Raw genomic sequence first — 23939 nt, 5'->3', positions numbered from 1 at the left:
AACCTCATGCCGCCCAGCCGCCCATTCGATCGAGATGACTCTCCACATCGGCCAGAAATCCGGGCGGGAACCGTAGGTTGCCCATTCCGGTGCGGCGCAGGAATCCGGCGGTCGCACGGGCGGAGAGCAGCCGCGCATCGGTGAGGAAGTGGTGCAGATCCTCATACGGCTCGTGCACCGGCCAGGTCGAGACCGGCACCCGATAGGCCGCGCCCGCCCGGCCCCACGCGGCGACCGGCCACGGCCGCCCCGGCGGCAGCGGCTCATCGCCGGAAATCGGCTCGCGCGGTGCGGCCAGCCGGGCGCCGACCCAGGACGCCATCCGCACACTCACGGCATTGCCGATCAGCTTCCACCGGTGTCCGTGCCGGATGCCCGGCACCGAGGTCGCCGGTTCGGTCCAGTCGGCAGCGAAGCCCTGCAGCCGCTCACCGTCCACGATGCCCGGCGTGACGATCTCGCCCGAGGGCAACCGCACCGCGGGCGGACTCGCGATGCCCAGCGCCGAACCGCCCTTGAGAGTCGGGATCGCGTTCACCGCCCAGCCGAGTCCGCGCACGCCCTCGGTCCAGTAGAAGCCGCACGGATCCTGTTCCGGGTCACCGAGATCGAGCGATCCGGCATCATCGCCGAACAGCACCCGGCGCGGATCCTCGGTGCGCGAGGCCAGCATCAGCACCCGCTGGCGGCGCTGTGGCAGCCCGAAGGCCCGCGCGTCGACCACCCGGTATGCCCAGGTGTAGCCGAGTTCCTCCAGCGCGCCGGTGATATGCCGCATGGCCGCACCGCGACCCAGCTGCAGCATGAACGGCACATTCTCGATCAGCAGCCAGCGCGGCCCGCGCTGTCGGCGCACCAGCCGGAACACCTCGTCCACGAGTCCGGAGCGTTTTCCGGTGATGCCAGCGGTGCGCCCGGCCTGGGAGAGGTCCTGACACGGAAATCCGGCGGCGACCAGTTCGGTACCGGCGGGCAGGGCGCGCAGCCGAGTGATGTCGGCGTGCAAGGGAATTCCGGGAAAGCGTGTCGCGAGCACCGCCTGCGCACCGGGATCGATCTCGCAGAGCAGCTCGGTGTGCCAGCCATGGTTGCCGAGGCCGAGCTCCAGCCCGCCGATACCGGCGAACAGCCCGACCATCCGCCCGCCCGTCACAGTCTTCCCTTCTCACGGTTGCTCGCGGATCGCTCGGAACCACCAGCGCTGCGTCTCCGCTGAGCAGGTTACTCGAGCGGTCACGGCCACGACCTGGCGACAGCCACGGTAGTGTGTCGTGCACTCGGTCCGATCGGTTGCCCCGGTAGTGCTCACGGTCGAATCGCGTATGCACGGCCGTTCGACGGCAGCAGGCATACTTCGAGCTTCCGCTCCTGCTGACCCCTCCGGCGCTCCAGCGTCGACGCGCAGTTCCCGGTTTATCCCAAAGTGTGACGCCAGGAAAGTGAGCGAAATGCAGATTCCGTTTACCAAGAACGGGAACTATCCCGATGTGGTCGTGACCAGTCTGGCGGCGACCACCTCGATAGCTGGTGATGTCGACTCCACCTGGAAGGGGTTGCTCAATGGCGAGAGCGGCATCGATGTCCTCGAGGACAGCTTCATCGAGCAGTTCGAACTACCGGTGCGCATCGGCGGACACCTGAAGGTCAAACCGTCGCAGAACCTCACCCGGCAGGAGACACAGAACCTGTCGTATGTGGAACAGATGGCCCTGATGCTGGCGCGCGAGGTCTGGCGCAATGCGGGCAGCCCCGAGGTGGACAGGAACCGGCTCGGTGTCGCCATCGGCACGGGACTCGGTGGGGGCGAATACATCACCGACGCGCGGGACCGGCTGCAGAACGGCGGCTACCGCAAGGTGCCGCCGCTGACGGTGCAGCGCATCATGCCCAACGGTTCGGCCGCCTGTGTCGGCATGGAACTCGGCGCACGCGCGGGCGCGATCACCCCGGTCTCGGCCTGCTCGTCGGGTTCGGAGGCGATCGCCAAGGCCTGGCAGATGATCGTCATGGGCGATGCCGACATGGTGGTCGCCGGTGGTGTCGAGGGCTCCATTCAGGCGGTGCCGATCGCGGCGTTCACCATGATGCGCGCGATGAGCACCCGCAATGAGGACCCGAGGGCCGCCTCGCGACCGTTCGACAAGGACCGCGATGGATTCGTCTTCGGCGAGGCGGGCGCGATGATGGTCATCGAGACCGAAGAGCACGCCAAGGCGCGCGGCGCGACCATTCACGCACGCTTGCTGGGCGCCGGAATCACTTCTGACGCTTTCCATCTGGTCGCACCGGATATCGATGGCAAGGGTGCCGCGCGGGCGATGACCAGGGCCATGCAGAAGGCCGGAATCTCCAAGCGCGATGTCACCCATGTCAACGCGCACGCGACCGCCACTCCGATCGGCGATACCGCCGAGGCGCAGGCCATCAATGCCGCCGTCGGCGACCATGCGTCGGTCTACGCGCCCAAATCCGCGCTCGGCCATTCGATCGGCGCGGTCGGGGCGCTCGAATCGGTGCTCACCGTGCTCACCGTGCGCGACGGCATCGTTCCGCCGACGCTGAATCTGGACAACCAGGATCCGGAGATCTATCTCGACGTGGTCAAGGGGCGGGCCCGACCCGGCCGGATCGATTACGCCGTCAACAACTCGTTCGGTTTCGGCGGGCACAACGTGGCGATCGCCTTCGGACGGTACTGAGCACCGTCGGTCGGCGCACCTGCTAGCCTTCCCGACGCTTCGTTATCGACCTGTGTTCGGTGTAACCGCATGGCCTGAGTGCCTGCGTTGGCAAAAGGATAAGGCGATGATCGACGAAACCTTCGACGACTATTTGGACGATCAGGGCAATATCAAGATCCGTGGCGACAAGACCCTGATCGACTTCGTCGACAAGCACAGCGCGGAGAACGGCGATGAGCTCGCCTACCGCTATATCGACTACTCGCGGGAACGCGACGGCGAGTACGTCGATCTCACCTGGCACGAATTCGGCATTCGGCTGCGTGCCGTCGCGGCCCGGCTGCAGCAGGTGACACAGCCGGGCGATCGGGTGGCCATCCTCGCCCCACAGGGGCTGGACTATGTCGTCTCGATATTCGCGGCGGTCTACGCGGGCAATATCGCGGTCCCGCTGTTCGATCCGGAGGAGCAGGGCCATACCGATCGACTGCGCGCGGTGCTCGGTGACTGCACGCCAGCGGCCATTCTCACCGTCGGCTCGGCCGCGGCGGGCGTGCGGAACTTCTTCCGGCATCTCCCGGCGGCACAACGGCCGCGCATTATCGCCGTCGACGCCATTCCGGACAGTGTCGGATCGAGCTGGGTGCGGCCGGAGATCAATATCGATAGTGTCGCCTACCTGCAGTACACCTCGGGGTCCACGCGGACACCGGCCGGTGTCGAGATCACCCACCGCGCGGTCGGCACCAATCTCTTGCAAATGATCGATGCCATTGGTGTAGAAGAGAATTCACGTGGTGTCACCTGGCTGCCGCTATTTCACGATATGGGTCTGCTATCGGTGATCCTGCCGACAATCGGCGGTGGATTCATCACCATCATGTCGCCGAGTGCGTTCGTGCGGCGACCCTATCGCTGGATCAAGGAATTGGCCGCCGCCTCCGATGGCGCCGGAACCTTCGCCGCCGCACCGAATTTCGCGTATGAGCATGCCGCCGCCCGCGGTAAGCCGAAAGCCGATGAGGAACTCGATCTTTCGAATGTGATCGGATTGATCAACGGCAGTGAGCCGGTGTCGGTGTCGTCGATGCAGAAGTTCAATGCGGCGTTCGCGCCGTACGGTCTGCCCGCGACCGCGATCAAGCCCTGCTACGGCATGGCCGAGGCGACGCTGTTCGTCTCGGCGACCAAGGCCGAGGACGAGGCCAAGGTCGTCTACGTCGATCGCAATGAGCTCAATGCGGGCCGCATGGTCGAAGTGCCAAGGGGCACCGAGAATTCGATCGCGCAGGTGTCGTGTGGCTTTGTCGCACTATCGCAGTGGGCGGTGATCGTCGATCCGGAGACCGGTATCGAGCGCGAAAACGGCGAGGTCGGCGAGATCTGGCTGCACGGCGACAATATGGGCATCGGGTATTGGGGTCGGCCGCAGGAGACCGCGGCGACCTTCCAGAACACCCTGGCGCGCCGACTGCCGGAGGACAGTCACGCGCAGGGCACCGATCCGGACGCCCAGTGGATGCGCACCGGCGATTTCGGCGTCTATCTCGACGGCGAGCTGTACATCACCGGCCGGGTGAAGGATCTGGTGATCGTCGACGGGCGCAACCACTATCCGCAGGATCTGGAGTTCTCGGCCCAGGAAGCCAGCACCGCGCTGCGGCCCGGATTCATCGCGGCGTTCTCGGTGCCCGCGAATCAGTTGCCCGCGTTGGTCTTCGAACAGGGCAGTCGTTCGGGGCTCACCTTCGACGCCGATAACACCTCGGAGCAACTGGTCATCGTGGCCGAGCGTGGCACCGGTGCGGCGAAACTGGATCCGGAGCCGATCGTGGACATTGTGCGCGCGGCCATCGCGCAGCGCCACGGCGTGACCGTGCGCGATATCCTGCTGGTCCCGGCCGGTTCGATCCCGCGCACCTCCAGCGGCAAGATCGCCCGACGGGCCTGCCGCGCCGCATATCTGGCGGGCACGCTGCGCGGGGGCTATCAACAGCAGGACTTTCCGGATGCGCCGACGGAGCAGGAGCACACGAGCGTCCGAGTTCGGTGACTGCGGCCCGTACCATCGAAGTAGCGCATATCGGCGCCCGGAATCCGGGCGCCGATGCCGTCTGCGGGTGGTGCTGATCGGGGATTGCCGGAGGGGCTTGACCTCGAGGTCACTCGAGGTTGTTGGCTGTGGGCGTGGCGGAAAATCGGTTGGCCGATCTCGGGACTGATGCCACCCTGAAATGTCGGACCCCGGTGCGAACATCACTGGGAGATCCGTTCGCGACTCCAGCCAAACCACGGGACCACGAGGGGGAGCTTTGTCCGTCACGCTCGATACGCGGTCGGCCGATACGGAGGTCGACAGACCTGAGCGACCTGCCGCCGCGGCGTCGGGTCGCCTGCATTCGCTGCGCCGGTTCCTGCCGTATCTGCGGCCGCATCGGACTGCACTGCTCGGCGCGACCGGGCTCGCGGCGGTCGCCGCCTTGACCGCGATCATGATCCCGCTGGTCATCGCGCGGATCATCGACGGTCCGATTCAGCGGCGCGATTTCGCGGGTGTCGTGCTGCCGGTGCTGGCCGTGTTGCTGCTCGGTCTGGTCGAGGCGTTCGGGGTGTGGGGACGCCGGTGGCTCATCGCGAAACCGGCGGCCCAGTTCGAGATCGCCATGCGCGCCAAGATCTTCCGCAAGCTGCAGACCTTGTCGATCGGACGCCACGATGCCTGGGAGTCCGGGCAGCTGCTGTCCCGGGCGATCGACGATATGAGCACCATGAAGCGGTTCGTGGCGTTCGCGGGGCCGTTCCTGATCATCCACTGCATTGTGATCCCGGTCGGTCTGCTCGTGCTGTTCGCGCTGAGCTGGCAGGTCGGGCTGATGTTCGCGATTGTCGCGCTGCCGCTGACCTATGTCTGCCTGCGGTTCGAGCGCCGCTACGCGGTCGCCTCGCGGCGTTCCCAGGATCAGTCCGGCGATCTGGCCACCACCGCCGAGGAGTCGGCGCAGGGCATCCGGGTGCTCAAGGCATTCGGTCGCGGTGGATTCTTCGGTGGGCGGTTCACCGCACAGTCACGTGCGCTGCAACAGACCGAACTGTTCAAGGTGCGGCTGGACGCCACGCTGTGGTCGGCAATGGTGAGCCTGCCGCAGTTGGCCATCGCCTTCGCGCTCGGCTACGGCGGATACGCCGTCGCGCACCACACCATGACACTGGGCACCCTGGTCGCTGGCATCACCCTGGCGACCTTCCTGCAGTGGCCGATCATCTGGACCGGCTTCCTGCTCGCCGAATGGAACGACGCGCGCACCGCGGCCGACCGCTTCTGGGAGATCATCGACACCCCGGTCGATATCACCGATCCCGCGGATCCGGTCGCGCTGCCCGAGCGAATCGTTGGCGAATTGGCTCTGCACGGTGTGCGTTTCGCCTTTCCCGAAGCAAAAGGTGAAGTACTGCACGATATTTCGCTGAAGGTGCGGCCCGGTGAGACGGTGGCACTGGTCGGCGCGACCGGTAGCGGAAAGACGGCGCTGCTCAATCTGATTCCGCGGCTCTACGATGTGACCGGCGGCGCCATCACCATCGACGGCATCGATATCGCCTCGATGCGGGTCGCCGATCTGCGCTCGCTGGTCTCGGTGGCATTCGAGGAGCCGGTGCTCTTCTCGGCGAGTGTGCGGGAAAACGCCGCGCTCGGCGATCCGGAGGCCGGTGATGACGATGTGTGGCGCGCGCTCGATGTCGCCCAGGCCACCGACTTCGTGCAGGACCTGCCGTGGGGCCTGGATACCAGGATCGGCGAGCAGGGGCTGAGTCTGTCCGGAGGTCAGCGCCAGCGGCTGGCACTGGCCCGCGCGGTGCTCGCGCGCGCAGGTACGGGCGAGCGGACTCGGATCATGGTGCTCGACGACCCGCTCTCCGCACTCGATGTGGAGACCGAGGAGCGCGTGCAGGAACGGTTGCGCACGGTGCTGGCCGGTGCCACCACGCTGCTCGTGGCGCACCGGCCCTCGACCGCGGCACTCGCCGACCGGGTGGCGCTGCTCGCCGACGGCCGGATCATCGCCGAGGGTGCCCACGATCAACTGTTGAAGACCAGCAGTCGCTATCGCGAACTGATGGGAGGTGAATCATGACCACAACCGAAACCGCTGTCCCCGCCGACGATTCGGCCCAGCGCGACGAGGTCGCCGATTGGCGCGGCATCGCCAATGAGGACAAAGAGGTGACCGAGACCGGAAATCTGGTGCTGGCCGGTCGATCCCGGCGGCTACTGCTGAGCCTGGTCCGGCCGTATCGCAAGCTCGCGATCCTGGCCATGGTGCTGATCGTGCTCGATAACGCCGCGATGGTCTCGGCGCCGCTGTTCGTCGCGCACGGGCTCGACACCGGCATCGCCAAGGGGGCCGAGGGGGACTGGGTGCCGCTGGCGCTCACCGTGGCCGGTTATCTGGGTGCGATCGGGCTCGGCGTATGCACCACCTTCGTGTTCCTGCGGATCTCCGGAAAGCTCAGCCAGAGCGTGCTTTTCGATCTGCGGGTCCGGCTGTTCGCGCATATGCAGCGGCTCAGCGTCGCCTTCCACGAGCAGTACACCTCCGGCAAGGTCGTGGCCCGGCTGACCGGCGATATCGAGACGCTGCAGCAGCTGCTGGAGAGTGCGCTGAATCAGGCACTGAGCGCCATCCTTTCGGTGCTGACCATCGCGGTGCTGCTGATCTACCTCGATCAGACGCTCGCCGCCATCGTGCTGCTCGGATTCGTGCCATTGGTGCTGGTCACCCGCTGGGCCCAGCGCAGGCAGCGGGCCGGATACCGGCGCACCCGCGGCGCCATTGCGAAGGTGGTCGTGCAGTTCGTCGAGTCGATGGGCGGCATGCGCGCGGTGCAGACCTTCCGGCGCGAGGCCCGCAATGAATCGGTGCTGGCCGCCGAGGACGCCGAATACTTGCAGGCGACCACCGCCGCCATGCGCGGTATGGGCGACTACGCCGGACTCACCCGCCTGCTCGGCAATCTGACCAGGGTGATCGTCATCGTGGTCGGCGCCTGGCTGGTGATCGAGGGCAACCTCGCCGTCGGCGTCCTCGCCGCATACCTGCTGTACCTCAACGATTTCTACGGCCCCCTCGACGAACTGGCCCAGGTCTTCAACGCCTACCAATCCGCGGCCGCCGCTCTGGAAAAGATCTCCGGCGTGCTGGAGGAGGAACCCTCGGTCGAGGAACCGAGCGCCCCGATCGCATTGGCCAAGGCAACCGGCGCCGTGCGCATGAACCACGTGTGGTTCGGCTACGGATCCCCGGCCGGTGACCCGGAGGCGCCATCGGATTCCGATGCCGTACTCGAGCTGTCGGATTCGGCTGCGCGCACTGTCGCGGAAGCCGTGTCCGAGGGCTCGGGTGCAGTGCTGCCCAACGTGGCTGTCGCGAGCGCTGTGTCGGAGAGCCCTGGTGCGGTGCAGTCGAGTGTGGTTGGGCCGATCCTGGGCGACGCGGCGGTCGCGGAGCTCGAAGTCGTTGTGCCGCAAGCCGAGCAGCGCGGTCGGGCGCGTCCGGTGTTGCCGGAGTTCTCGCTGGACATCCCGGCCGGGCAGGTGATCGCGCTGGTCGGTGCGACCGGTGCGGGCAAGTCCACGCTGGCCAAGTTGCTGACGCGGTTCTATGACCCCTCCGGTGGCACGGTGAGTTTGGATGGCATCGACCTGCGACAGCTGTCCGATGTGGATCTGCGGCGCAATGTCGTGATGGTTACCCAGGAGTCGTATTTGTTCTCCGGATCGGTGGCCGACAATATCCGGCTCGGGCGGCCGGAGGCCAGCGATGCGGAGGTGTTCGCCGCGGCGCGCGCGGTCGGTCTGTACGACTTCGTGACCGCACTGCCGGAGGGTTTCGACACCGACGTGCGCAAGCGCGGCGGGCGCTTGTCGGCGGGCCAACGTCAGCTGGTGGCGTTCGCCAGGGTATTCCTCGCCGATCCCGCGGTGATCGTGCTGGACGAGGCGACCTCGAGCCTGGACATTCCGAGCGAGCGGCTGATCCAGCGGGCACTGGAAACGGTGCTGCGCGATCGCACCGCCGTGATCATCGCGCACCGGCTGTCCACGGTCGCGATCGCCGACCGGGTCCTGGTGCTGGAGTCCGGCCGGATCGTCGAGGACGGCACACCGAGCGAGCTCATCGCGGGCACCGGCCGGTTCGCCAGCCTGCACGCCGCGTGGCGCGAGTCGCTGGTGTAATGCCGGTCCACGGTCCGCGTCGCTTACGGTAGATACGTGACGAACCCAGCCCTCGGCTCCGACAGCCAACCGGCGGCATCCCGGTGGCCGGCGATCCTCACCTGGCGCGCGCACAACGGGTCGCGGATGGAGTCCGTCCGCGTCACCCTCAATGGCAACCGCATCCGCGCCGCCGGTCGCATGATCGGCGGCGCGTGCGCGGAACATCCCGCGTTCAGCGCCTCATATGACCTGGTCACCGATGAGAACGGTGTCACAAAGCGGCTATCCCTGCGCAGCACCACCGCCGCCGGGGAACGTCAGGCCTCCATCGCCAGGGACGAGGAGAACTACTGGCTCGTCGACGCGGGCGGCGGCCATGTCCGCTCCACCTTCGCGGGCGCCCTCGATGTCGACGTCGTACTCAGCCCGTTTTTCAACACCCTCCCCATCCGCCGCTTCGCCCTGCAGAACGCCGTCGACGACATCCAGGTCCCGGTCGTCTACGTCCGCCTGCCCGACCTCCTCGTCCAGGAGGCCAGCCTCACCTACAGCAGCGGCGCCACCGGCATCAGCGTCCTGTCCCCGGTCTCCAGCGCCACCGTCACTGTCGACGCCGACGGCTTCCTCCTCGACTACCCCGGCCTCGCCGAACGCATCTGACCACCCGGATCAGTCCAGCTCGGTGATCACCCCACCGCGCTGGCCTGCGTCGCGCAAGGCTTCGAGCCAGTTGTGGTCGCCGGGATGGATATCGGTGATTTCCCAGCGCTGTGTGGTTTCGTAGCGTTCGCGGGCGTCGTGCCCGGCTTCGACGAGGTCGACGAGGGTGCCTTCCGTGCGCAGGCTGTCGCGGGCCGCGCTCAGTATGGTCAGCGATTCCTCGAGCACGTCCAGCAGGGCTGCGGCATTGGGCTCGCAGATGGCGCGGACGAGGTCGGGGGCGGTTGCGGCGACGCGGGTGCCGTCGCGGAACGAACCAGCGGCGAGTCCGAGCGCCAGGTCACCGCCCGCCGCACCGGATACGGCCAGCGCCTCCGCGAGCACATGGGGCAGATGGGAGATCCGGGCCACCGCGCGGTCGTGCTCGTCCGCGACCACCGGGGTGACCACCGCGCCACAGGCCAGCGCCAGCCGCACCACTCGTCGCCACGGCTCGGGGTGGGTGCCCGCATCCACCCCGACGGCCCACACCGCATCCTGGAACAGGCCGGAATGGGTAGCCGCCCAACCGGATTCAGAGGTACCGGCCATCGGATGCCCGCCGACATAGCGGGCCGCGAGCCCGTGCCGGTGTACCGCCGCGGCCACCGGCGCCTTGACGCTCACCACATCGGTGAGCGGGCAGTGCGGCCCGAAGCTCGCCACCTCGGCGAGGATGTGATCCACCGCGGGCATCGGCACCGCGACGACGATCAGCGCATCGGTATCGGCGGCCCGGGTCAGCACCCCGAGCAGATCACCCGTGACGTCGAAGCCGTCGGCGCGTGCGGCCCGCGCACCCCCCTCTGACCTGTTGTAACCCCAGGCGTCGTAGCCCGCGCCGACGGCCGCGCGCAGCAGCGAGCCGCCGATCAAGCCCGTCCCGAGGACACACACCGGTGCTTTCTGGTCAGGAGTCATCGGAACAGATTCGCATACGACTTCAACATTTCGGCTCGAGCCGACTACCGTTGCGGCCATGGCAGCACAGCGCTCGGGCACGAACAAGGCTGCGTCGGATGATTTCGACGACGTGGAGGGGTTCGCAGTGGCGGTTGTCCGCGAAGAAGGACAGTGGCGGTGTAGTCCGTTGAGTCAGGCCGCGCTCACCGATTTGGCCGCGGCGGAAACAGAACTCAAGGCATTGCGTAGTTCCGGTGCGGTGTTCGGATTGCTCGATGTCGACGATGAGTTCTTCATCGTGCTCCGGCCCGCGCCGAGCGGCACCCGGATGCTGGTCTCGGATGCGACGGCCGCGATCGACTACGACATCGCCGCCGACGTGCTCGAGGCCCTCAATGTCGAAATACCCGATATCGACCCCGACGAACTCGACGATATCGAGCCGTGGGAGGAGGGCGATCTCGGCGTGCTCGCCGATCTCGGCCTGCCCGAACCGGTGCTCAGCGTGATCCTCGCCGAAACCGACCTGTATCCGGATGAGCAGCTCGGCATGATCGCCCAGCGGCTCGGCTTCGCCAATGAACTCTCGGCGGTGCTGGACAAGCTGCCCCGCTGACGTGGGTCTGCTCGCCGACGGACTTTCCGACACCGATATGGTCCGCGCCGCGATCGCCGCAGCGGCCGATGCGGGCGCTCGCGACGTACCCGTCGGTGCCGTCGTCTTCGATGCCAACGGACGTGAACTCGCCCGTGCGGCCAATGCCAGGGAGGCCCTGGGCGATCCGACCGCCCACGCGGAGATCCTCGCCCTGCGACGGGCCGCCGCGGTCGTCGGCGATGGCTGGCGTCTGGAGAACACCACGCTCGCGGTGACCCTGGAGCCGTGCACCATGTGCGCCGGTGCCTTGGTGCTCGCCCGCATCGGCCGCCTGGTCTTCGGTGCCTGGGAACCGAAAACCGGTGCCGTCGGTTCGCTCTGGGACGTGGTCCGTGACCGCCGTCTCAATCACCGCCCAGAAGTGCGCGGCGGTGTTCTGGAAGCCGAATGTGTCGCGCTGCTGGACGAATTCTTCCGAGCCCAACGCTGAGGCGCGCACCACCCCCACAGCCTGCCGAGCACCCCTCCGGCCGCCCCTACAGCCGATTTAGCGATCCGCCCCCCGTCCGGTATGGTTGTCGGCGGTGGCGTGTCCGAGCGGCCTAAGGAGCACGCCTCGAAAGCGTGTGAGGGGTAACCCCCCTCCGAGGGTTCAAATCCCTCCGCCACCGCCAAAGCCCCTCATCTGTTCACACAGGTGAGGGGCTTTTTCTATGCGGCTTCGGCGTCCTCATCGGCCGGTTTGGGCACATTTTGGGCACGGTCGGATCCGTACGCCTTGTCCATGGCATCTGCGAGCCTGTCGAGATCATCGTCGAACAGGTCGCTGTAGGTGTTCAGCGTCTCCTTGGCATCCTTGTGCCCCAACAACCTTGCCAGCGCCAGCACATTGGCACCGGCCGAGACGGACAGCGATGCGCAGGTATGGCGCAGGTCGTGCGGCGTGATCGGCTGGACCTGCGCCCGCTTCACCGCACCGGTAAACCAACCGTCGACGGTCTTGGGACGCGGGAGATACTTCGTTGCGTCGTCCGGATGTGGGAACACCAACGCGTCCGGATCGCGGCCCTTGGTGTGTGTGGCCAGCTTGGTGAGGATGAAGCGGGGGACGGGCACACCGCGGCTCTCCTTGCCCTTCGTTGGTCCCTCCGCGTGGTCGACGCCGAGCTGTACAGCGTTGTCCACCACCGTGATTCGCCGACGTGTGAAGTCGATATCGCGCACCCGCAATGCGATCATCTCGCCCCATCGTGGACCGCAGTAGGCAAGGCACGTCACCAGAAGGCTGTGTCTCCCTGCCTCTTTCGCCAGACGCGCTACGTCGTCGGCGGTGAGGTACACATGCCGCTTCGCCGTCTTCTTCGGCAGCATCTCCGAGATGAGCTTGCCGCGGGCGAGTGTGTTGGTGGTCAACAAGGACCGTCACGGCGGTGTGCGCCAGCACTGCCCGCCCGGCCGTGAACCTGTCGCCGGTCGATTTGAGCTGAAACCCAGCACGATTGACGGCCTACTCGAGCCGATAATTCACGCGCCCGCCGACACGGATCGGGTGCCGAGCTTCACGATCGGTGGCGAGGATTCCGCCAACCTCGCTGCCGACGTGGCCGATCTCGACGCACTCGACCCGCCGCCATCGTCGAAACGCGATGTGCAGACGCGGATGAACTGGGGCGGCACGCGCGCCAGTGCCGCGCTGGCCGCCTGGCGCGAGCAGAACGCCGACGTATCGTGACCGGTGTCCGGCCGCGCGCGGTCGGAGAGCTGGGGCTGCTCGCCGACGAGCGTCTCGTGGGCGCGGCGTGCGCGGGTCTGGCACCGATGTTCGACATCGACCCGCTGCCGGGAGAGGACAACGAGCAGCACGCCGAACGGATATCCGATGCCGCACACGTGTGCCGAAACTGCCCGGTGCTTGACTCGTGCCGCATCGTCGCCGCCGAACTCGTCCGCGACGCGATCGGCGTATGGGCCGCAACCGAACACGGCGCCGCTGGTCGCACGGGCCGCCCGAAGAAACGGCGGACATCGTGAGCGCCCGTCACGGGCTGGATATCGCGCTGGCACACTGGCTCGCCGCCCGAGAGATCACCGCCCGCAAGCGCGCCGGCATCCCCGTGCCCGAACGTCTGCGCATCCATGCCGCGACTCTGGCCGGTCTGCTGGAGTCCGCGGCTGGACTCGACGACAACGCGCCCGGCGCATCCTCGAGTTCGTCAAAGCAGGCCATCGACTACCTGACCGCAGCGCAAGCCGGGGCGGTTCTCGGGGTTACGCCCCGGCAGGCTCGGCGACTCGGCGCCCGCATCGGCGGCCAGCTCGTCGCCGGGCGCTGGGTGTTCGACCCCGACGCGCTCACCGAACACACGGAAGGAAAGACACCATGAGGTACACACCGAACCGAGGCGGACAGGCCATAGGGCCAGCCGCGCAGCAACTCAACCCGGGCGGGCGCCCTCCGCTCGATCTGCTGCCCGCAGATCTGGCGAAGCTCATCACCGAGCGCGACACGATCGCCGAACGGGTCAACGCTGCGGACTCCGCGCGCGCCCGCCTGGCCGACGAGCAGTGCGACCGTGACGCCGAACGCGCCGATGCCGAAGCGGCGACCGACGCCGCCCGCGCAGGGAAGGCGATCCCCCCGCCGAAGGCTGTACCGAAGCTCGCCGCCGACCGCGAGAAAGCTGCCCGCGAGCTGGAAGCCCACAAGGCCGCGCTCATCACCGTCACCAGCGAATGCGAAAACGCCAAGTCGAAAGCCTGGTTCGCCAGCGAAGACCCGCGCCCCGACCTCCTCGCCGCGCTGCTGCCCAAGGCCGAAGCACTCGCAGCCGAACTCGAAGCGGCCGTCACACAGTTCGCAGCACGCGACTGGCTCGGCGGATACGGCTACTTCACCGCTGCCAAGGTCTGGGCCGTCGCCATCGACACCGACCTACAGCGCCACGGCATCGACATCGACCGAACCAACCCGGTCGATGCCCGCGCACTCATCGTCGGCGCGGTCACCCAAGCACTCACCAACGAGGAGGACTGAGCCATGTCCGAACCCGAGAAGGTCACCAGCCGCCAGCGCGACGCAGTCGCCAGGATCGCGGCGATGCAGGCCGCGCACAACGTCCGGGTCGACAACCAGGGCAAGCCGCTCGAACCGCTGAAGCCCCAGACCTACGACCACCGCGGCCACATGATCGCCCCGGCCGACAGCGCACCCGAGCCGCCTGACGCGGCATAGGCCGATGGTCGTCTTCCTGAACGCCCACCCCGGAGGCGCTTTGGTCTGGCGCTCGAATGAGCATCCGGGCCACCACATCACCATCACATCGCATTGGCTGAAAGACCCTGTGCGAGAACAGTTCTACAGCAAGTGTGAGTGTGGGTGGGACGAGTGGAACATCGCGCCCAACCTGGGCATCCTGCTCGCTGCCCGCCACGCCTTCAACGCGTCGAGGTGAGGGCGTGGCGTAAGTGGGCGCTGTGCCATGCATGTCACCAGGTCAAGACCGCGGCCGAAGCAGCCGCGGGCCGAGCGCGGCGCAGTCGGATGCGTGCTGTTCACGCCTGCACACGGTCGATTTGTCACATGTTCGATTCGGCACATGTTCCATTCGGCACATGACGTTGTAAGGTTGTATCAGATACACCACCCCGTGGTGTATCTGGAAGATCCTCTTCGGGGGACTGGCTGTCGTCCTACCGACAACGAGTCCCCCTCCGAGGTCAGAGGCTCAGCAGCTCAATTACGAGCAGCATCACCAGCCGAATGCAAACGAACACAAGGACTCCGGGACTTCCATGCAACTGGACCGGGGTCCTTGTTCGTTTCCGGTGCTTCTTCCGCGCTTTCGGCACCGCCATCACCTCCTCCCTCAAGATGCGGCGTCGGGCCACCCCTGTGGTGTACCGAATTCGCCGCGTCCCCCAGTGAGGATGTGAGTCCCCGGTCCCACTGTTGAGCGGGGAACCGGTTCGGGCACAAGCCTATCCGATGGGTATGCCAACACTGCACCTCCAACGCCAGCATTAGTGGGTAGTTCAGCCGTCCGAACGCAGGACGCTCCACCGCTACGGGTGCATGTCGCGAATCTGCGGTAAGTCGTTGCTGGTCTGGCCAATTCGTAGACCGGCTCGCCGACGTTCGCCAGTACGAAGTTTTACAACGAGCTTCACGCTTTTCGGTGAGATTCGCGTCCTCGGTGCGTACCAGGGGCCGGTACCCCTCCCCCTCGGCCGAGCCCCGGGCGGATGGCATAGCGACTGCCAGCCCGTACGGGTTCCGGGGTCGCAGGTACCCCGCGCGGAGGAGGTGAACCGATGCCCGGACCGGCGCCGCGCAAACCGAAGGCACATCGGCTACATGCCGGATCACTGTGGACGGCAAGGTGAAAGACGAGACGACCGCTACCGGCAAGTACGCCGTGGTGAACTGCACCGGCACGATCTGAGCGCGTAACCTCGCTGAGAGCCCGATCCGGTCCCTTCAGGATCGGGCTTTCGCGTACTCGGTCAGCTCGCGTTCGCGTGTACGGCCTTAACGCCCTTGATCAGGTCGCGTGCGCGGTCTCCGAAAACGGCAGACTCGGTCAACAGCGCGAAGGTTCGTTCGTAGGTTGCGATCTCCGAGGGTCGGGTGATCGTCAGTTCAGCGCTGGGAGTTTCGACCATCACCATTGCGCGATCGAACAGGATGAACCCTCGTGCCGGGCACCAGTAGCGCGCCGTAAGTTCGATGACTCCGAGGCTGATTCGTGGGTTTCGGCTTGCTTCGATCAGCGCGTCCATCTGCTCGGCCATCACCTCAGGGCTGCCGACCGTGCGATACAGCGCGCCCGCCTCGATCAGGAAGGTGAAGCGGCGAGCACCGTTGCGCAACACCTTCTGTCGTTCCATCCGGGCGGCGACCGCGTCGTCGAGATCATCACGACCTCCGGTCATGTCGATGCAGGCGCGCAGAATGCCGCGGGCGTAGTCGGCGGATTGCAGCAGGCCGGGGATCACGTTGACTTCGTGCCAGCGGATCAGCTTGGTCGCGGACTCTATATCGATCGAACGCCGTTGGCGTGGCGCGTGGCCGCCCGCGGTTACCCGTCGCCACTCCAGATACATCGACCGCAGATTGCGAAGGGTGGCAACGAGATCGTCGTAGACGAGTTCGTTGTCGACCGCATGGCACCATGCCTCTAGGTCGTCCTCGCTCGGTTGCTGCCTGCCCAGCTCCAGCCGCGAGACCTTCGAGGGGTGCCAATCGCAGGCGGTAGCGAGGTCCCTGCCGGATAGGCGGGCATCCCTGCGGAGTTCACGTAACCGTGCTCCCAGGGCTGCCCTTGCCTGCCCTACTGTGCTCACCTTCCGGCGTACTCCGATTCGATGTAGCGAGCGTGATCTACGCCGTGTGACCAGAGCCGATCAGATATCTCGGTGCATACCGACACGATCACCGGGTCGCTGGTGACGGCGAGCCCAGTCGTGGCGCCGGTGGGATCGGTTGTATTGAATGCCACCGTTGTTCGATCGAACAACCAGAAATCGTCAAGCGGTACGTGTCCGGACTCCTCGGCCAGATGCCGAGGTAGCCAACGGATCTGTTCACCATTGGCGATAGCGCCGTGCTCGGTCACCGAGATTAGCCAACTCGTGTACGTCGAATGCGGCACCGTGACCACCCGCACCCGTGACACGGCCACACCGCGACCAGTGGTTTCCTGGATCAGGTCGTTCCACGCGTTATGTGTGGCCGGACGCTGTGCGGGCGGCGGCTCCCCAGCGGCGAACCGGGCTAAGGCTTCCGCCTCGGTATCGACCACGTAAGAGTCCTTGGTCTCGACGTGGAACGCTGATGTTGTTGCGGCACGAAAGAATTCGTCGAAGATACCCGGACCGGATAACGCCCTCACGCCGTGACCACCACCGCGGTTTCGTCGGATGCGAGAGTGAGCCGTGCACGTACGTCATCGGTGACGGGCACACCCTCGACCAGCAGCATGCCAGGCGTGTCGGTGGTCTGTACCGAGATCGTGGTGCCGGGTTCTGCCCAGTCGAGCAGCACGTGCGGCACCAGCACCGCCGCACCGCTGTGAGTAGCTATGCCTTGCACGACCAGCCTGTCGTGATCGGCTGCGTATAGGGCGGGGCACCCGCCGTTTTCTGAGCCGGATCCGAGCAGTCGCAGCGTGGTGGTCATTGGACACTCCTTGCATTGCGATGAGTCCTTGCCTCGCAATCTTCCCAGCCCAGATGCGCTGGCATGGTGGCTTTCGCGCGCAATCCCGCGCAATTTTGATGTGCCATCGCCTGGCCAATCCTTAACGTCCGAGGTGGGCGCTCGGGGCCGTTGCCAGTCGTCACTGACCTCGAGTTGCCCTCACCATCGACGACGGAGGGTGAGAGATGGCGCTCACTGAGCCACAGGCCAAAGTGTTGGCCGCCCTGGCGATTCTGGAACCCGCGCAAGTGCTGACCGTGCGCGAACTGTGTGGCCTCGCTGGTCGCGCCGAGGCTGCCACGCGGGCAGCGGTGCAGGGGCTCGCCGATTCCGGGCTCGCCCAGGGTTCCCGCACGGTCCCGGTCGGGTGGCGGATCACCGACCGCGGCCGGTCACTGATCAACGCACGGCCATACCGAGAATTCCTGCCGCGCAACGGCGCTGCCGCCGAGGGCACGAACGGGGCAAGCCAGTGAGGCCAAAACCTACCGCGATCGGTTACCTGCGCAAAGACATCTCGGGTGTCTCCCGAGACTGGGACGAGATTCAAATCCGCAGCCGCGCAAAACGTCTCGGCTACGACCTCGCCAAGACCGTGACATTCAGTGCCGAGACCATCGACCCCGAGGGACGGCTGGTGAACGTGGTCCAGACCCTCGATGTCGATGCGGTGATCGCGCCCAGCCTCGAACACTTCGGCGGCCAAGTACCGCAACAGCTTGTGCAGCAGTGCGAGCTGAACACCGTCAACCCCCAAGAGACATACGCGCCGCACGCTCCGTTTCGGTTTGCCGACGTAGACGGCGCAGAACCCCCGATGAAAGCAACGACGCTCGAAGGGAGGTGACCAACAGATGATGGCACGAGTGGAGGAACCAGGGCCCGATGGCAACAACCACGACAACTGGAATCAAGACCCGCGCGAAGACCGAGGCGACGACGTGATTCGGCCATGGGGTCGATGACGACGGAACAGCACCATGCGGTACCGAAACAGCAAAAGCGCCCGACCCCTCGGGGGTCGGGCGCTTTCGTTCTACGGAGGCATCACGCCGCGCTCGGGCCGGATGTGCTGAGCTGCCGACGAGTAGTTCGTCCCGGACTATCCGTTCACCGATCGGTGGGCACAAAATGGGCACAACTTGCCGTGAAACAGTGTGATTTGCCGTGAATTACACTGATGTATTTTCGCAGGTAAACGGCTATTTCGACCTCTGACCACGGGGGCGATTAGGGTTCAAATCCCTCCGCCACCGCCAAAGGCTCTGACTTGGTAAGCCAAGTCAGAGCCTTTTTTCGTCGGGGGCGGCGTATGTGATCGCGAGGACGTCCGCGATGTTGAGCTGATTCACCCGAGTTTGTCCAACAGATCGCGATGCTGGCTGATCGCAAAGGCGGTCTCGGTCCGCATCACGTCGCGCTGCTGCCAGCGCGCCACGTACTCGGCGATTGCGTCGTTGATGACGGCGTTCATGTTTCGACCCTCGCGTTCGGCCTGGGCGCGAACGTTCGCTTCGTTCTCGTCGGTCAGTCGAAGGTTCATAGCCACCGCGTGAAGGTACCGTCGCGGCACCACTCGGCGAGCGGGGATTCCGCACAGCGAACTGTGGCGACTGCTGAATCCGCCATGTGGCACAAACGAATCCGGAATGTGGGAGTTCCTGGGTAAGTGGGCCGTTCGCGGGTATACGCCGACTAAGCGAGCGCGGCGAGGTCGCGGTGCGACGATGGCGTCGCGGGACGAGCCGCGCGGGATTGATGCGTGAGAGTCACATGAGAGAGCCCTATTTCCGATTCGGCAGTCTGCTGGTCCTGATCTGGCTGGTGATCGGTGTGGTCGCCGCGGGCCAGCGGCACTATTTCGACAGCGGTCCGATCAACTGTGCTGGCTTCGGCACGATCGCGGTGACGACGCTGGCCGGTCCGCTCAACTATATGGGGGTGAATCCGAAGATCGCGGATTGCAATGTGCCGCAACCCAGTCCGTAGCGGCCACGACTGAGCGCCGAGGATCTGGCCGTCCCCGCGCGCTCAGGGCGTGCTCTGCCGGGCGGCGACATGCCGTGCGGTAGGGCGCGCCCGTGCGTGCGCCCGGTATGTACCGAATGCCCGAGTGCGGGCCGGGCGCGATGCGATAATTCGCCGCATCACCAACCGCGCGAGCACCATCCGCGGGAGAACATATGAGCGAGCCCTCGATGAAACTTGGCACCGTGCTGATCGTGATCTGGTTGGTCATCGGCGTTGTCGCCGCCGGACAGCGCAACTATTTCGACAGCGGTCCGATCAATTGCGCCGGATTCGGCACGATCGCACTCACCGTCCTCGCCGGTCCGCTCAACTATATGGGCGTGAATCCGAAAATCGCCGACTGCAACGTGCCGCAGCCCAGTCCATAACCCCCTAGCCAAGCCCACCACACCAGGCTAGAGTTAACGCTCCGCATCCGGGTACTTCGCCGCTACGCGAGTGCGAAAGGAAGCGATTACGATGCGCGAGCGTGTAACCCAACGGAGGCCTGCGCACCCCGCCGGTACGCGACTCATAGGACTGCTGTTCATGTCCTGGCTGGTGATCGGCATGATCGCCGCCGGACAGCGTCAAAAACTCGACAATCCTCCGATCGACTGCGCTGGTCTCGGCACCGTCGCGGTGACGGCACTCGCCGGTCCACTGAACTATATGGGAGTTAACCCTAAGGTAACTAAGTGTTATCTGCCCGAGCCTAGCCAGTGATGAAATAACCACGCCGCCAACGGAATTCGGGCAAATGTCCGAATTCGATTGACGGCGTGGTGAATTCGAAGCTCAGCAGCCGCGCGCCGGCTGCCGCACCGTATCGGAAACGTATTCGGCCCCGCACCCGAATCCGGGTGCGGGGCCGAGCTGTGGGCTCCGATAAGCCCAGCCGCAGGCTCCGATCAGCTGACGCCGACCGGCACCTTCGCCGTCTCCGCGGACCGCTGCTGCAGCTCACGCAGCTTCGCGCCCTCGACGTCGATATCCGGCAGGATCCGGTCCAGCCACTTCGGAATCCACCAGGACCACTTGCCCATCAGCACGAGCAGCGACGGGATCACGACCATTCGGACGATGAACGCGTCGATCAGCACGCCCGCCGCCAGCGCGAAGCCGAACGACTTCGCGGTGACATCGGTTTCCAGCAGGAAGGAGCCGAACACCGAGATCATGATGACCGCGGCCGAGGTGACGACCCGGGCACCGTGGTGGTAACCGGCGACCATCGCGTCCTTCGGCGACTTGCCGTTGACGAACTCCTCGCGCATCCGGGTCACCAGGAACACCTGGTAGTCCATGGCCAGGCCGAACACCAGACCGATCAGCATGATCGGCAGGAAGCTGACCAGCGGATGCGGATCCTCGATCAGCCCGAGCTTGCCCTGCTGGAAGATCAGCACCGTGGCGCCGAAGGTCGCCGCCATGGACAGCAGGAAGCCGAGGGCGGCGGTGAGCGGCACCAGAATCGAGCGGAACACCAGGATCAGCAACAGGAATGCGGCACCGGCCACGATCGCCAGATACGGCACGATCTTGCTGAGCAGCACGTGGTCGACATCGGCGAAGATCGCCGTGGTGCCGGTGATGCCGTACTCGATGCCGTATTCGGTCTGCATCTGCGCTTCGGCGTCGCGGGCGTCGCTGACCAGATCCTTGGTGGCCTGGTTGTTCGGACCCGACTTGGGCACACCGTCGAGCAGCGCACCCGCCTTGTCCTCACCGCTCCACTTGGGCTCGGTCACGTAATCCATGCCCGAGTAGGACGCGAGCTTGGACCGCAGCGCGTTCACCGCGGCCTCACGGCGCTCGGCGGGCACCTTGGTGAGGTCGACCGCGACGTTCAGCACGCCATTGCTGCCCTCACCGAAGCCCTCGGTGCGCAGCTCGTAGGCCTTGCGGATGGTGGAGGTCTTGGGCTGGCTGTCGTCACCGGGCAGGCCGAGGTTCAGACCGGCGGCAGGTGCGGCGAGCAGGCCGAGGACGACCACGCTGAGCAGCAGGGTCACCGCGGGTGCCCGGCCGATCAGGCGGCCGAACCGCATGCCATTGGTGACCGACTGATCGTCCTCGGGATCGTGCTGGGCAACGATCGGCAGCTTCGGCTTGAACAGGAACCGGCCGAACGCGCCGAGCAGCGCAGGCATCAGGGTGATGGCGGTGAGCACCGCGAATGCGGCGGCGATCGCGCCACCCAGGCCCATGAACGTCATGAACTGCACGCCGACGATGCTGAGGCCGCCGAGTGCGATGATGACGGTGAGACCGGCGAACACCACCGCGGAGCCCGCGGTGCCGAGCGCGGTGCCGGCCGCCTCTTCCGCCGAATCCTGCACTGCCAGTTCATGTTTGTAGCGCGACACGATGAACAGCGCGTAGTCGATCGACAGGGCGATGCCGATCATGGACGCGAGGAAGGTCGTGAAGCTGGGCACCTCGATGATCGAGGTACCGAGGAAGATCAGCGAGGTGGCCGCGCCGAGGCCGATGATCGCGGTGATGATCGGCACGAAGGCGGCCACGATGGCACCGAACGCGATGATCATGACGATCAGCGCGATGCCCATGCCGATCTGCTCGGACTTACCGCTGGGCCCCTCGTTCTTCTGCGCGATCGAGCCGCTCATCTCCACCTGCAGCCCGGCATTTCGGGCGTCGCTGGCAACGTTGTAGGCCGCTTCGCGCTGCGTGTCGGTGACGTCGGTGAACTTCTTGATGGTGAACGGGACGCTGAAGAAGGCGACCGAATCCGGATCGGTCTTGCTCAGCACGTTCAGCGGTGCGCCACTGCACTTGGACGGGTCCGGATCGGCGATGCAACCCGACTTCTCCGCGGCCTCAATGGGATTCATCACCGGCTTGCTGTGGTCGACGATGTCGAGCGTGCCGAGTTTGGCGATGAACGCCTCCAGCGACGCACGGTTCGCCGGATCGGTCAGCTTCTGCCCCTCGGGCGCGGCAATGACATAGGTGCCGGTGACGGCATCGAATTTGAAGGCGTCGGAGGCGCCGGGAAAGTGCTTGTCGAGAATGTCGTTGGCGCGCGCGGATGGCAGCTCCGGCATGCTGAAGTCGTTGGTCATCGGCTCCTTCAGCTGCGCGCCGAGGCCGCCGAGCAGTAGGAAGAGGACAAGCCAGACCGGAAGCACTATCCATTTTCTTCGGAAAGCGAACTTTCCCCATCTATACAGATAAACGGACACGAGAGGTTCTCCTAGCGATGCCTGGGTACGTGCTGGTTCGCGGCGCGTAGACAGCACACGCGGGGTTGCCCTGCTGTACCCCGCCTCCAATTGACGCTTTCTGCCTACCGTGCGGTAGGTAGACTACCTAGGAGCTAAGCGGAGGTACAACCTCAATTCTGATGGCAACGTTAGCTCAGCGCAGAAGTGATGAGAGGATCATCCCATGACCGTTCGTGACGCGGGCGACACTGTTATCGCAGGTGGCGGCACTAAACTGGCAATTCGTGACGCCGCGGTGAAGCTCTTCGGCGCCAAGGGATTCGAGCAGACGAGCCTGCGCGAGGTCGCGGATGCGGTAGGAATCACAAAGGCTTCGCTCTACTATCACTACGCCTCGAAGCTCGATCTACTACTGGCGATCGTAGATCCGATCATCGATCACCTGCGCGCGGTGACCGAGGATATCGATGCGGTCCCGCACGATGCCGAAGGGGTGCGGGCCGTCCTGCGCGCCTATTTGCGCGGCATGATTCGCCATCGCGATGCCGGTGCCCTGTGCGTCCGCGATACCGTCGCGATCATCAATGTGATGGCCGACCGCTACCCGGATCTCATGAATTCCAGTCGGGTGCTGCGCGAATGGCTGGCCGGACCCGATGCCGACGATGTGGCCAAGCTGCGCGCCAGTGCGGCGCTGGAGGTGCTCGGCGTCGCGCTGCTGTCCACCGAACTCGTACCGGGCGTCGCGGATTCGGTGGTGGAGCGCACACTGCTGGATGCGGCCACCTGTGTGCTGACCGGCTGTCACACCGCGTAAGTTCGTTCGGACACCTAGTAGGCCAGGGAGTAGCCGCAGTGCACATCACCGCGAAGGTCGATTACGCGGTGCGGACCTTGTTGGAAATCGCCCGCGCACCGAAGACCGACGATGCCGTGGTCGGCGCGACCGCGGTGCAGGTCGCGCCGGTGGTGAAGGCCGAGGCGATTTCGACCGCGCAGCACATCCCGCCCAAGGTGCTCGAGACCGTACTCGCCGAATTGCGCCGAGCCGATCTGGTGACCAGTAGGCGCGGCCCGGACGGCGGCTATTGGCTGGCCCGCCCGGCCGGCCAGATCTCCATCGCCGATGTGATCCGCGCGATCGAGGGTCCGCTGGCCTCGGTGCGCGGTGAGCGTCCGGAGGATGTGCGCTATCCGGGCGCGGCCGAGCCATTGCAGCGGGTGTGGATCGCGCTGCGCGTGAATATTCGCGCCGTACTGGAGGACGTTTCCATCGACGATATCGCGCGCAATCGGCTCCCCGGATTCATCGAAGCGCTGACCGAGGATCCCGGTGCCTGGGCGCGGCGGTAATTCGAATCGAATCACGCGGGCCGAAAGGTGCGCGGGCAGTTGCGGTTTCCTGCCGCAGCCAAGGGGCCGCAATCCATGGCATCGGTGC

28 protein-coding genes, 1 tRNA gene and 1 pseudogene are annotated in these 23939 nt (G+C 65.8%); 22 read left to right on the top strand and 8 right to left on the bottom strand.

Annotated features, from left to right (window positions below; all coding sequences use genetic code 11):
* Positions 1–4 precede the first annotated feature (4 nt).
* Positions 5–1138 (bottom strand): DNA (cytosine-5-)-methyltransferase, encoded by a 1134-nt coding sequence (gene dcm / locus ABZW16_RS13185; protein WP_354955434.1) that lies wholly within the window; start codon positions 1136–1138, stop codon positions 5–7.
* Positions 1139–1448: 310 nt separating this feature from the next.
* On the opposite strand from dcm, the gene ABZW16_RS13180 reads away from it, so the two are divergent.
* From ABZW16_RS13180 to ABZW16_RS13160, 5 genes are all read left to right on the top strand, one after another.
* Positions 1449–2699 carry a KasA/KasB family beta-ketoacyl-ACP synthase gene (locus ABZW16_RS13180; protein WP_354955388.1) on the top strand — a complete coding sequence of 417 codons (1251 nt, stop codon included), beginning with the start codon at positions 1449–1451 and terminating at the stop codon, positions 2697–2699.
* Between the two features lie 109 nt (positions 2700–2808).
* Positions 2809–4734: a long-chain-fatty-acid--AMP ligase FadD32 gene (gene fadD32, locus ABZW16_RS13175; RefSeq protein ID WP_354955432.1), complete on the top strand. Its 1926-nt coding sequence runs from the start codon at positions 2809–2811 to the stop codon at positions 4732–4734.
* 259 nt (positions 4735–4993) lie between these two features.
* Positions 4994–6814, top strand: coding sequence for an ABC transporter ATP-binding protein (locus ABZW16_RS13170; RefSeq protein WP_354955386.1), 1821 nt, complete (start codon positions 4994–4996; stop codon positions 6812–6814).
* Entirely contained in the window at positions 6811–8916 is a 2106-nt protein-coding gene (locus ABZW16_RS13165) for an ABC transporter ATP-binding protein (protein ID WP_354955384.1), read from the top strand. Before ABZW16_RS13170 ends, ABZW16_RS13165 begins: the two co-directional genes overlap by 4 nt.
* A gap of 36 nt (positions 8917–8952) precedes the next feature.
* Positions 8953–9558 (top strand): putative glycolipid-binding domain-containing protein, encoded by a 606-nt coding sequence (locus ABZW16_RS13160; RefSeq protein WP_354955382.1) that lies wholly within the window; start codon positions 8953–8955, stop codon positions 9556–9558.
* 9 nt (positions 9559–9567) lie between these two features.
* Here the strand turns inward: ABZW16_RS13160 and ABZW16_RS13155 are convergent, their stop codons facing one another.
* Complete coding sequence (locus tag ABZW16_RS13155; RefSeq protein WP_354955380.1) at positions 9568–10518, bottom strand: prephenate dehydrogenase; 951 nt, start codon at positions 10516–10518, stop codon at positions 9568–9570.
* Between the two features lie 58 nt (positions 10519–10576).
* Here ABZW16_RS13155 and ABZW16_RS13150 point away from each other — a divergent pair, with 58 nt between their 5' ends.
* The 3 genes from ABZW16_RS13150 to ABZW16_RS13140 all read left to right on the top strand — a co-directional run bounded on the left by ABZW16_RS13150 (position 10577) and on the right by ABZW16_RS13140 (position 11772).
* Complete coding sequence (locus tag ABZW16_RS13150; protein ID WP_354955378.1) at positions 10577–11116, top strand: tRNA adenosine deaminase-associated protein; 540 nt, start codon at positions 10577–10579, stop codon at positions 11114–11116.
* A 37-nt stretch (positions 11117–11153) separates the two neighbouring features.
* On the top strand, positions 11154–11588 hold the full coding sequence (locus ABZW16_RS13145) for a nucleoside deaminase (protein WP_354955430.1): 435 nt from the start codon (positions 11154–11156) through the stop codon (positions 11586–11588).
* A gap of 93 nt (positions 11589–11681) precedes the next feature.
* Positions 11682–11772, top strand: a tRNA-Ser gene (locus ABZW16_RS13140).
* Between the two features lie 37 nt (positions 11773–11809).
* Here ABZW16_RS13140 and ABZW16_RS13135 read toward each other — a convergent pair.
* Positions 11810–12511 (bottom strand): site-specific integrase, encoded by a 702-nt coding sequence (locus tag ABZW16_RS13135; RefSeq protein ID WP_354955376.1) that lies wholly within the window; start codon positions 12509–12511, stop codon positions 11810–11812.
* On the opposite strand from ABZW16_RS13135, the gene ABZW16_RS13130 reads away from it, so the two are divergent.
* From ABZW16_RS13130 to ABZW16_RS13100, 7 genes and pseudogenes are all read left to right on the top strand, one after another.
* Complete coding sequence (locus tag ABZW16_RS13130; protein WP_354955375.1) at positions 12477–12830, top strand: hypothetical protein; 354 nt, start codon at positions 12477–12479, stop codon at positions 12828–12830. The two genes, ABZW16_RS13135 and ABZW16_RS13130, sit on opposite strands and share 35 nt — an antisense overlap.
* Positions 12827–13129 carry a WhiB family transcriptional regulator gene (locus tag ABZW16_RS13125; protein WP_354955373.1) on the top strand — a complete coding sequence of 101 codons (303 nt, stop codon included), beginning with the start codon at positions 12827–12829 and terminating at the stop codon, positions 13127–13129. The genes ABZW16_RS13130 and ABZW16_RS13125 overlap by 4 nt, the downstream gene beginning before the upstream one ends.
* Positions 13126–13482: a hypothetical protein gene (locus ABZW16_RS13120; RefSeq protein WP_354955371.1), complete on the top strand. Its 357-nt coding sequence runs from the start codon at positions 13126–13128 to the stop codon at positions 13480–13482. The genes ABZW16_RS13125 and ABZW16_RS13120 overlap by 4 nt, the downstream gene beginning before the upstream one ends.
* Complete coding sequence (locus tag ABZW16_RS13115; protein ID WP_354955369.1) at positions 13479–14132, top strand: hypothetical protein; 654 nt, start codon at positions 13479–13481, stop codon at positions 14130–14132. The genes ABZW16_RS13120 and ABZW16_RS13115 overlap by 4 nt, the downstream gene beginning before the upstream one ends.
* Before the next feature lie 3 nt (positions 14133–14135).
* Positions 14136–14330: a hypothetical protein gene (locus ABZW16_RS13110; protein WP_354955367.1), complete on the top strand. Its 195-nt coding sequence runs from the start codon at positions 14136–14138 to the stop codon at positions 14328–14330.
* 4 nt (positions 14331–14334) lie between these two features.
* On the top strand, positions 14335–14550 hold the full coding sequence (locus ABZW16_RS13105; RefSeq protein WP_354955365.1) for a hypothetical protein: 216 nt from the start codon (positions 14335–14337) through the stop codon (positions 14548–14550).
* Positions 14551–15438: 888 nt separating this feature from the next.
* Positions 15439–15540 (top strand): annotated as a pseudogene (locus ABZW16_RS13100) (MmpS family transport accessory protein); the annotation flags it as partial.
* Positions 15541–15601: 61 nt separating this feature from the next.
* On the opposite strand, the gene ABZW16_RS13095 reads toward ABZW16_RS13100, so the two are convergent.
* From ABZW16_RS13095 to ABZW16_RS13085, 3 genes are read right to left on the bottom strand one after another with little or no spacing between them, the layout of a single operon-like run.
* Positions 15602–16441, bottom strand: coding sequence for a helix-turn-helix transcriptional regulator (locus ABZW16_RS13095; protein WP_354955363.1), 840 nt, complete (start codon positions 16439–16441; stop codon positions 15602–15604).
* A complete protein-coding gene (locus ABZW16_RS13090) occupies positions 16438–16989 on the bottom strand; it encodes a DUF6879 family protein (protein WP_354955361.1) in 552 nt (183 codons plus the stop codon). Before ABZW16_RS13090 ends, ABZW16_RS13095 begins: the two co-directional genes overlap by 4 nt.
* Positions 16986–17276, bottom strand: coding sequence for a hypothetical protein (locus tag ABZW16_RS13085; RefSeq protein WP_354955359.1), 291 nt, complete (start codon positions 17274–17276; stop codon positions 16986–16988). The genes ABZW16_RS13090 and ABZW16_RS13085 overlap by 4 nt, the downstream gene beginning before the upstream one ends.
* Positions 17277–17482: 206 nt before the next feature.
* Between ABZW16_RS13085 and ABZW16_RS13080 the strand changes: the two genes are divergently transcribed.
* Both ABZW16_RS13080 and ABZW16_RS13075 read left to right on the top strand, forming a co-directional pair.
* Positions 17483–17773, top strand: a complete 291-nt coding sequence (locus tag ABZW16_RS13080; RefSeq protein WP_354955357.1) for a hypothetical protein — start codon at positions 17483–17485, stop codon at positions 17771–17773.
* On the top strand, positions 17770–18144 hold the full coding sequence (locus ABZW16_RS13075; protein WP_354955355.1) for a hypothetical protein: 375 nt from the start codon (positions 17770–17772) through the stop codon (positions 18142–18144). The genes ABZW16_RS13080 and ABZW16_RS13075 overlap by 4 nt, the downstream gene beginning before the upstream one ends.
* Positions 18145–18645: 501 nt before the next feature.
* On the opposite strand, the gene ABZW16_RS13070 is transcribed toward ABZW16_RS13075, so the two are convergent.
* The gene (locus tag ABZW16_RS13070) at positions 18646–18846 is read right to left on the bottom strand and encodes a hypothetical protein (protein WP_354955353.1); all 201 of its coding nucleotides are present in this window, start codon (positions 18844–18846) and stop codon (positions 18646–18648) included.
* Positions 18847–19070: 224 nt separating this feature from the next.
* Between ABZW16_RS13070 and ABZW16_RS13065 the strand changes: the two genes are divergently transcribed.
* The 3 genes from ABZW16_RS13065 (at position 19071) to ABZW16_RS13055 (ending at position 20033) form a co-directional block, all read left to right on the top strand.
* The gene (locus tag ABZW16_RS13065; protein WP_354955351.1) at positions 19071–19286 is read left to right on the top strand and encodes a hypothetical protein; all 216 of its coding nucleotides are present in this window, start codon (positions 19071–19073) and stop codon (positions 19284–19286) included.
* 209 nt (positions 19287–19495) lie between these two features.
* Positions 19496–19696 (top strand): hypothetical protein, encoded by a 201-nt coding sequence (locus tag ABZW16_RS13060; RefSeq protein ID WP_354955428.1) that lies wholly within the window; start codon positions 19496–19498, stop codon positions 19694–19696.
* Between the two features lie 91 nt (positions 19697–19787).
* Positions 19788–20033: a hypothetical protein gene (locus ABZW16_RS13055; protein ID WP_354955349.1), complete on the top strand. Its 246-nt coding sequence runs from the start codon at positions 19788–19790 to the stop codon at positions 20031–20033.
* 185 nt (positions 20034–20218) lie between these two features.
* On the opposite strand, the gene ABZW16_RS13050 is transcribed toward ABZW16_RS13055, so the two are convergent.
* A complete protein-coding gene (locus ABZW16_RS13050) occupies positions 20219–22516 on the bottom strand; it encodes an MMPL family transporter (protein WP_354955347.1) in 2298 nt (765 codons plus the stop codon).
* A gap of 205 nt (positions 22517–22721) precedes the next feature.
* Between ABZW16_RS13050 and ABZW16_RS13045 the strand changes: the two genes are divergently transcribed.
* Entirely contained in the window at positions 22722–23315 is a 594-nt protein-coding gene (locus tag ABZW16_RS13045; protein ID WP_354955345.1) for a TetR/AcrR family transcriptional regulator, read from the top strand.
* A gap of 38 nt (positions 23316–23353) precedes the next feature.
* Positions 23354–23851 (top strand): Rrf2 family transcriptional regulator, encoded by a 498-nt coding sequence (locus ABZW16_RS13040; RefSeq protein WP_354955343.1) that lies wholly within the window; start codon positions 23354–23356, stop codon positions 23849–23851.
* Positions 23852–23939: the final 88 nt, after the last annotated feature.

This window comes from Nocardia sp. NPDC004604, from assembly GCF_040609795.1.
Classification (GTDB): Bacteria; Actinomycetota; Actinomycetes; order Mycobacteriales; family Mycobacteriaceae; genus Nocardia.
The sequence above is the reverse complement of the archived record's forward strand: the minus strand, read 5'-3'. Positions and strand labels throughout refer to the sequence as shown.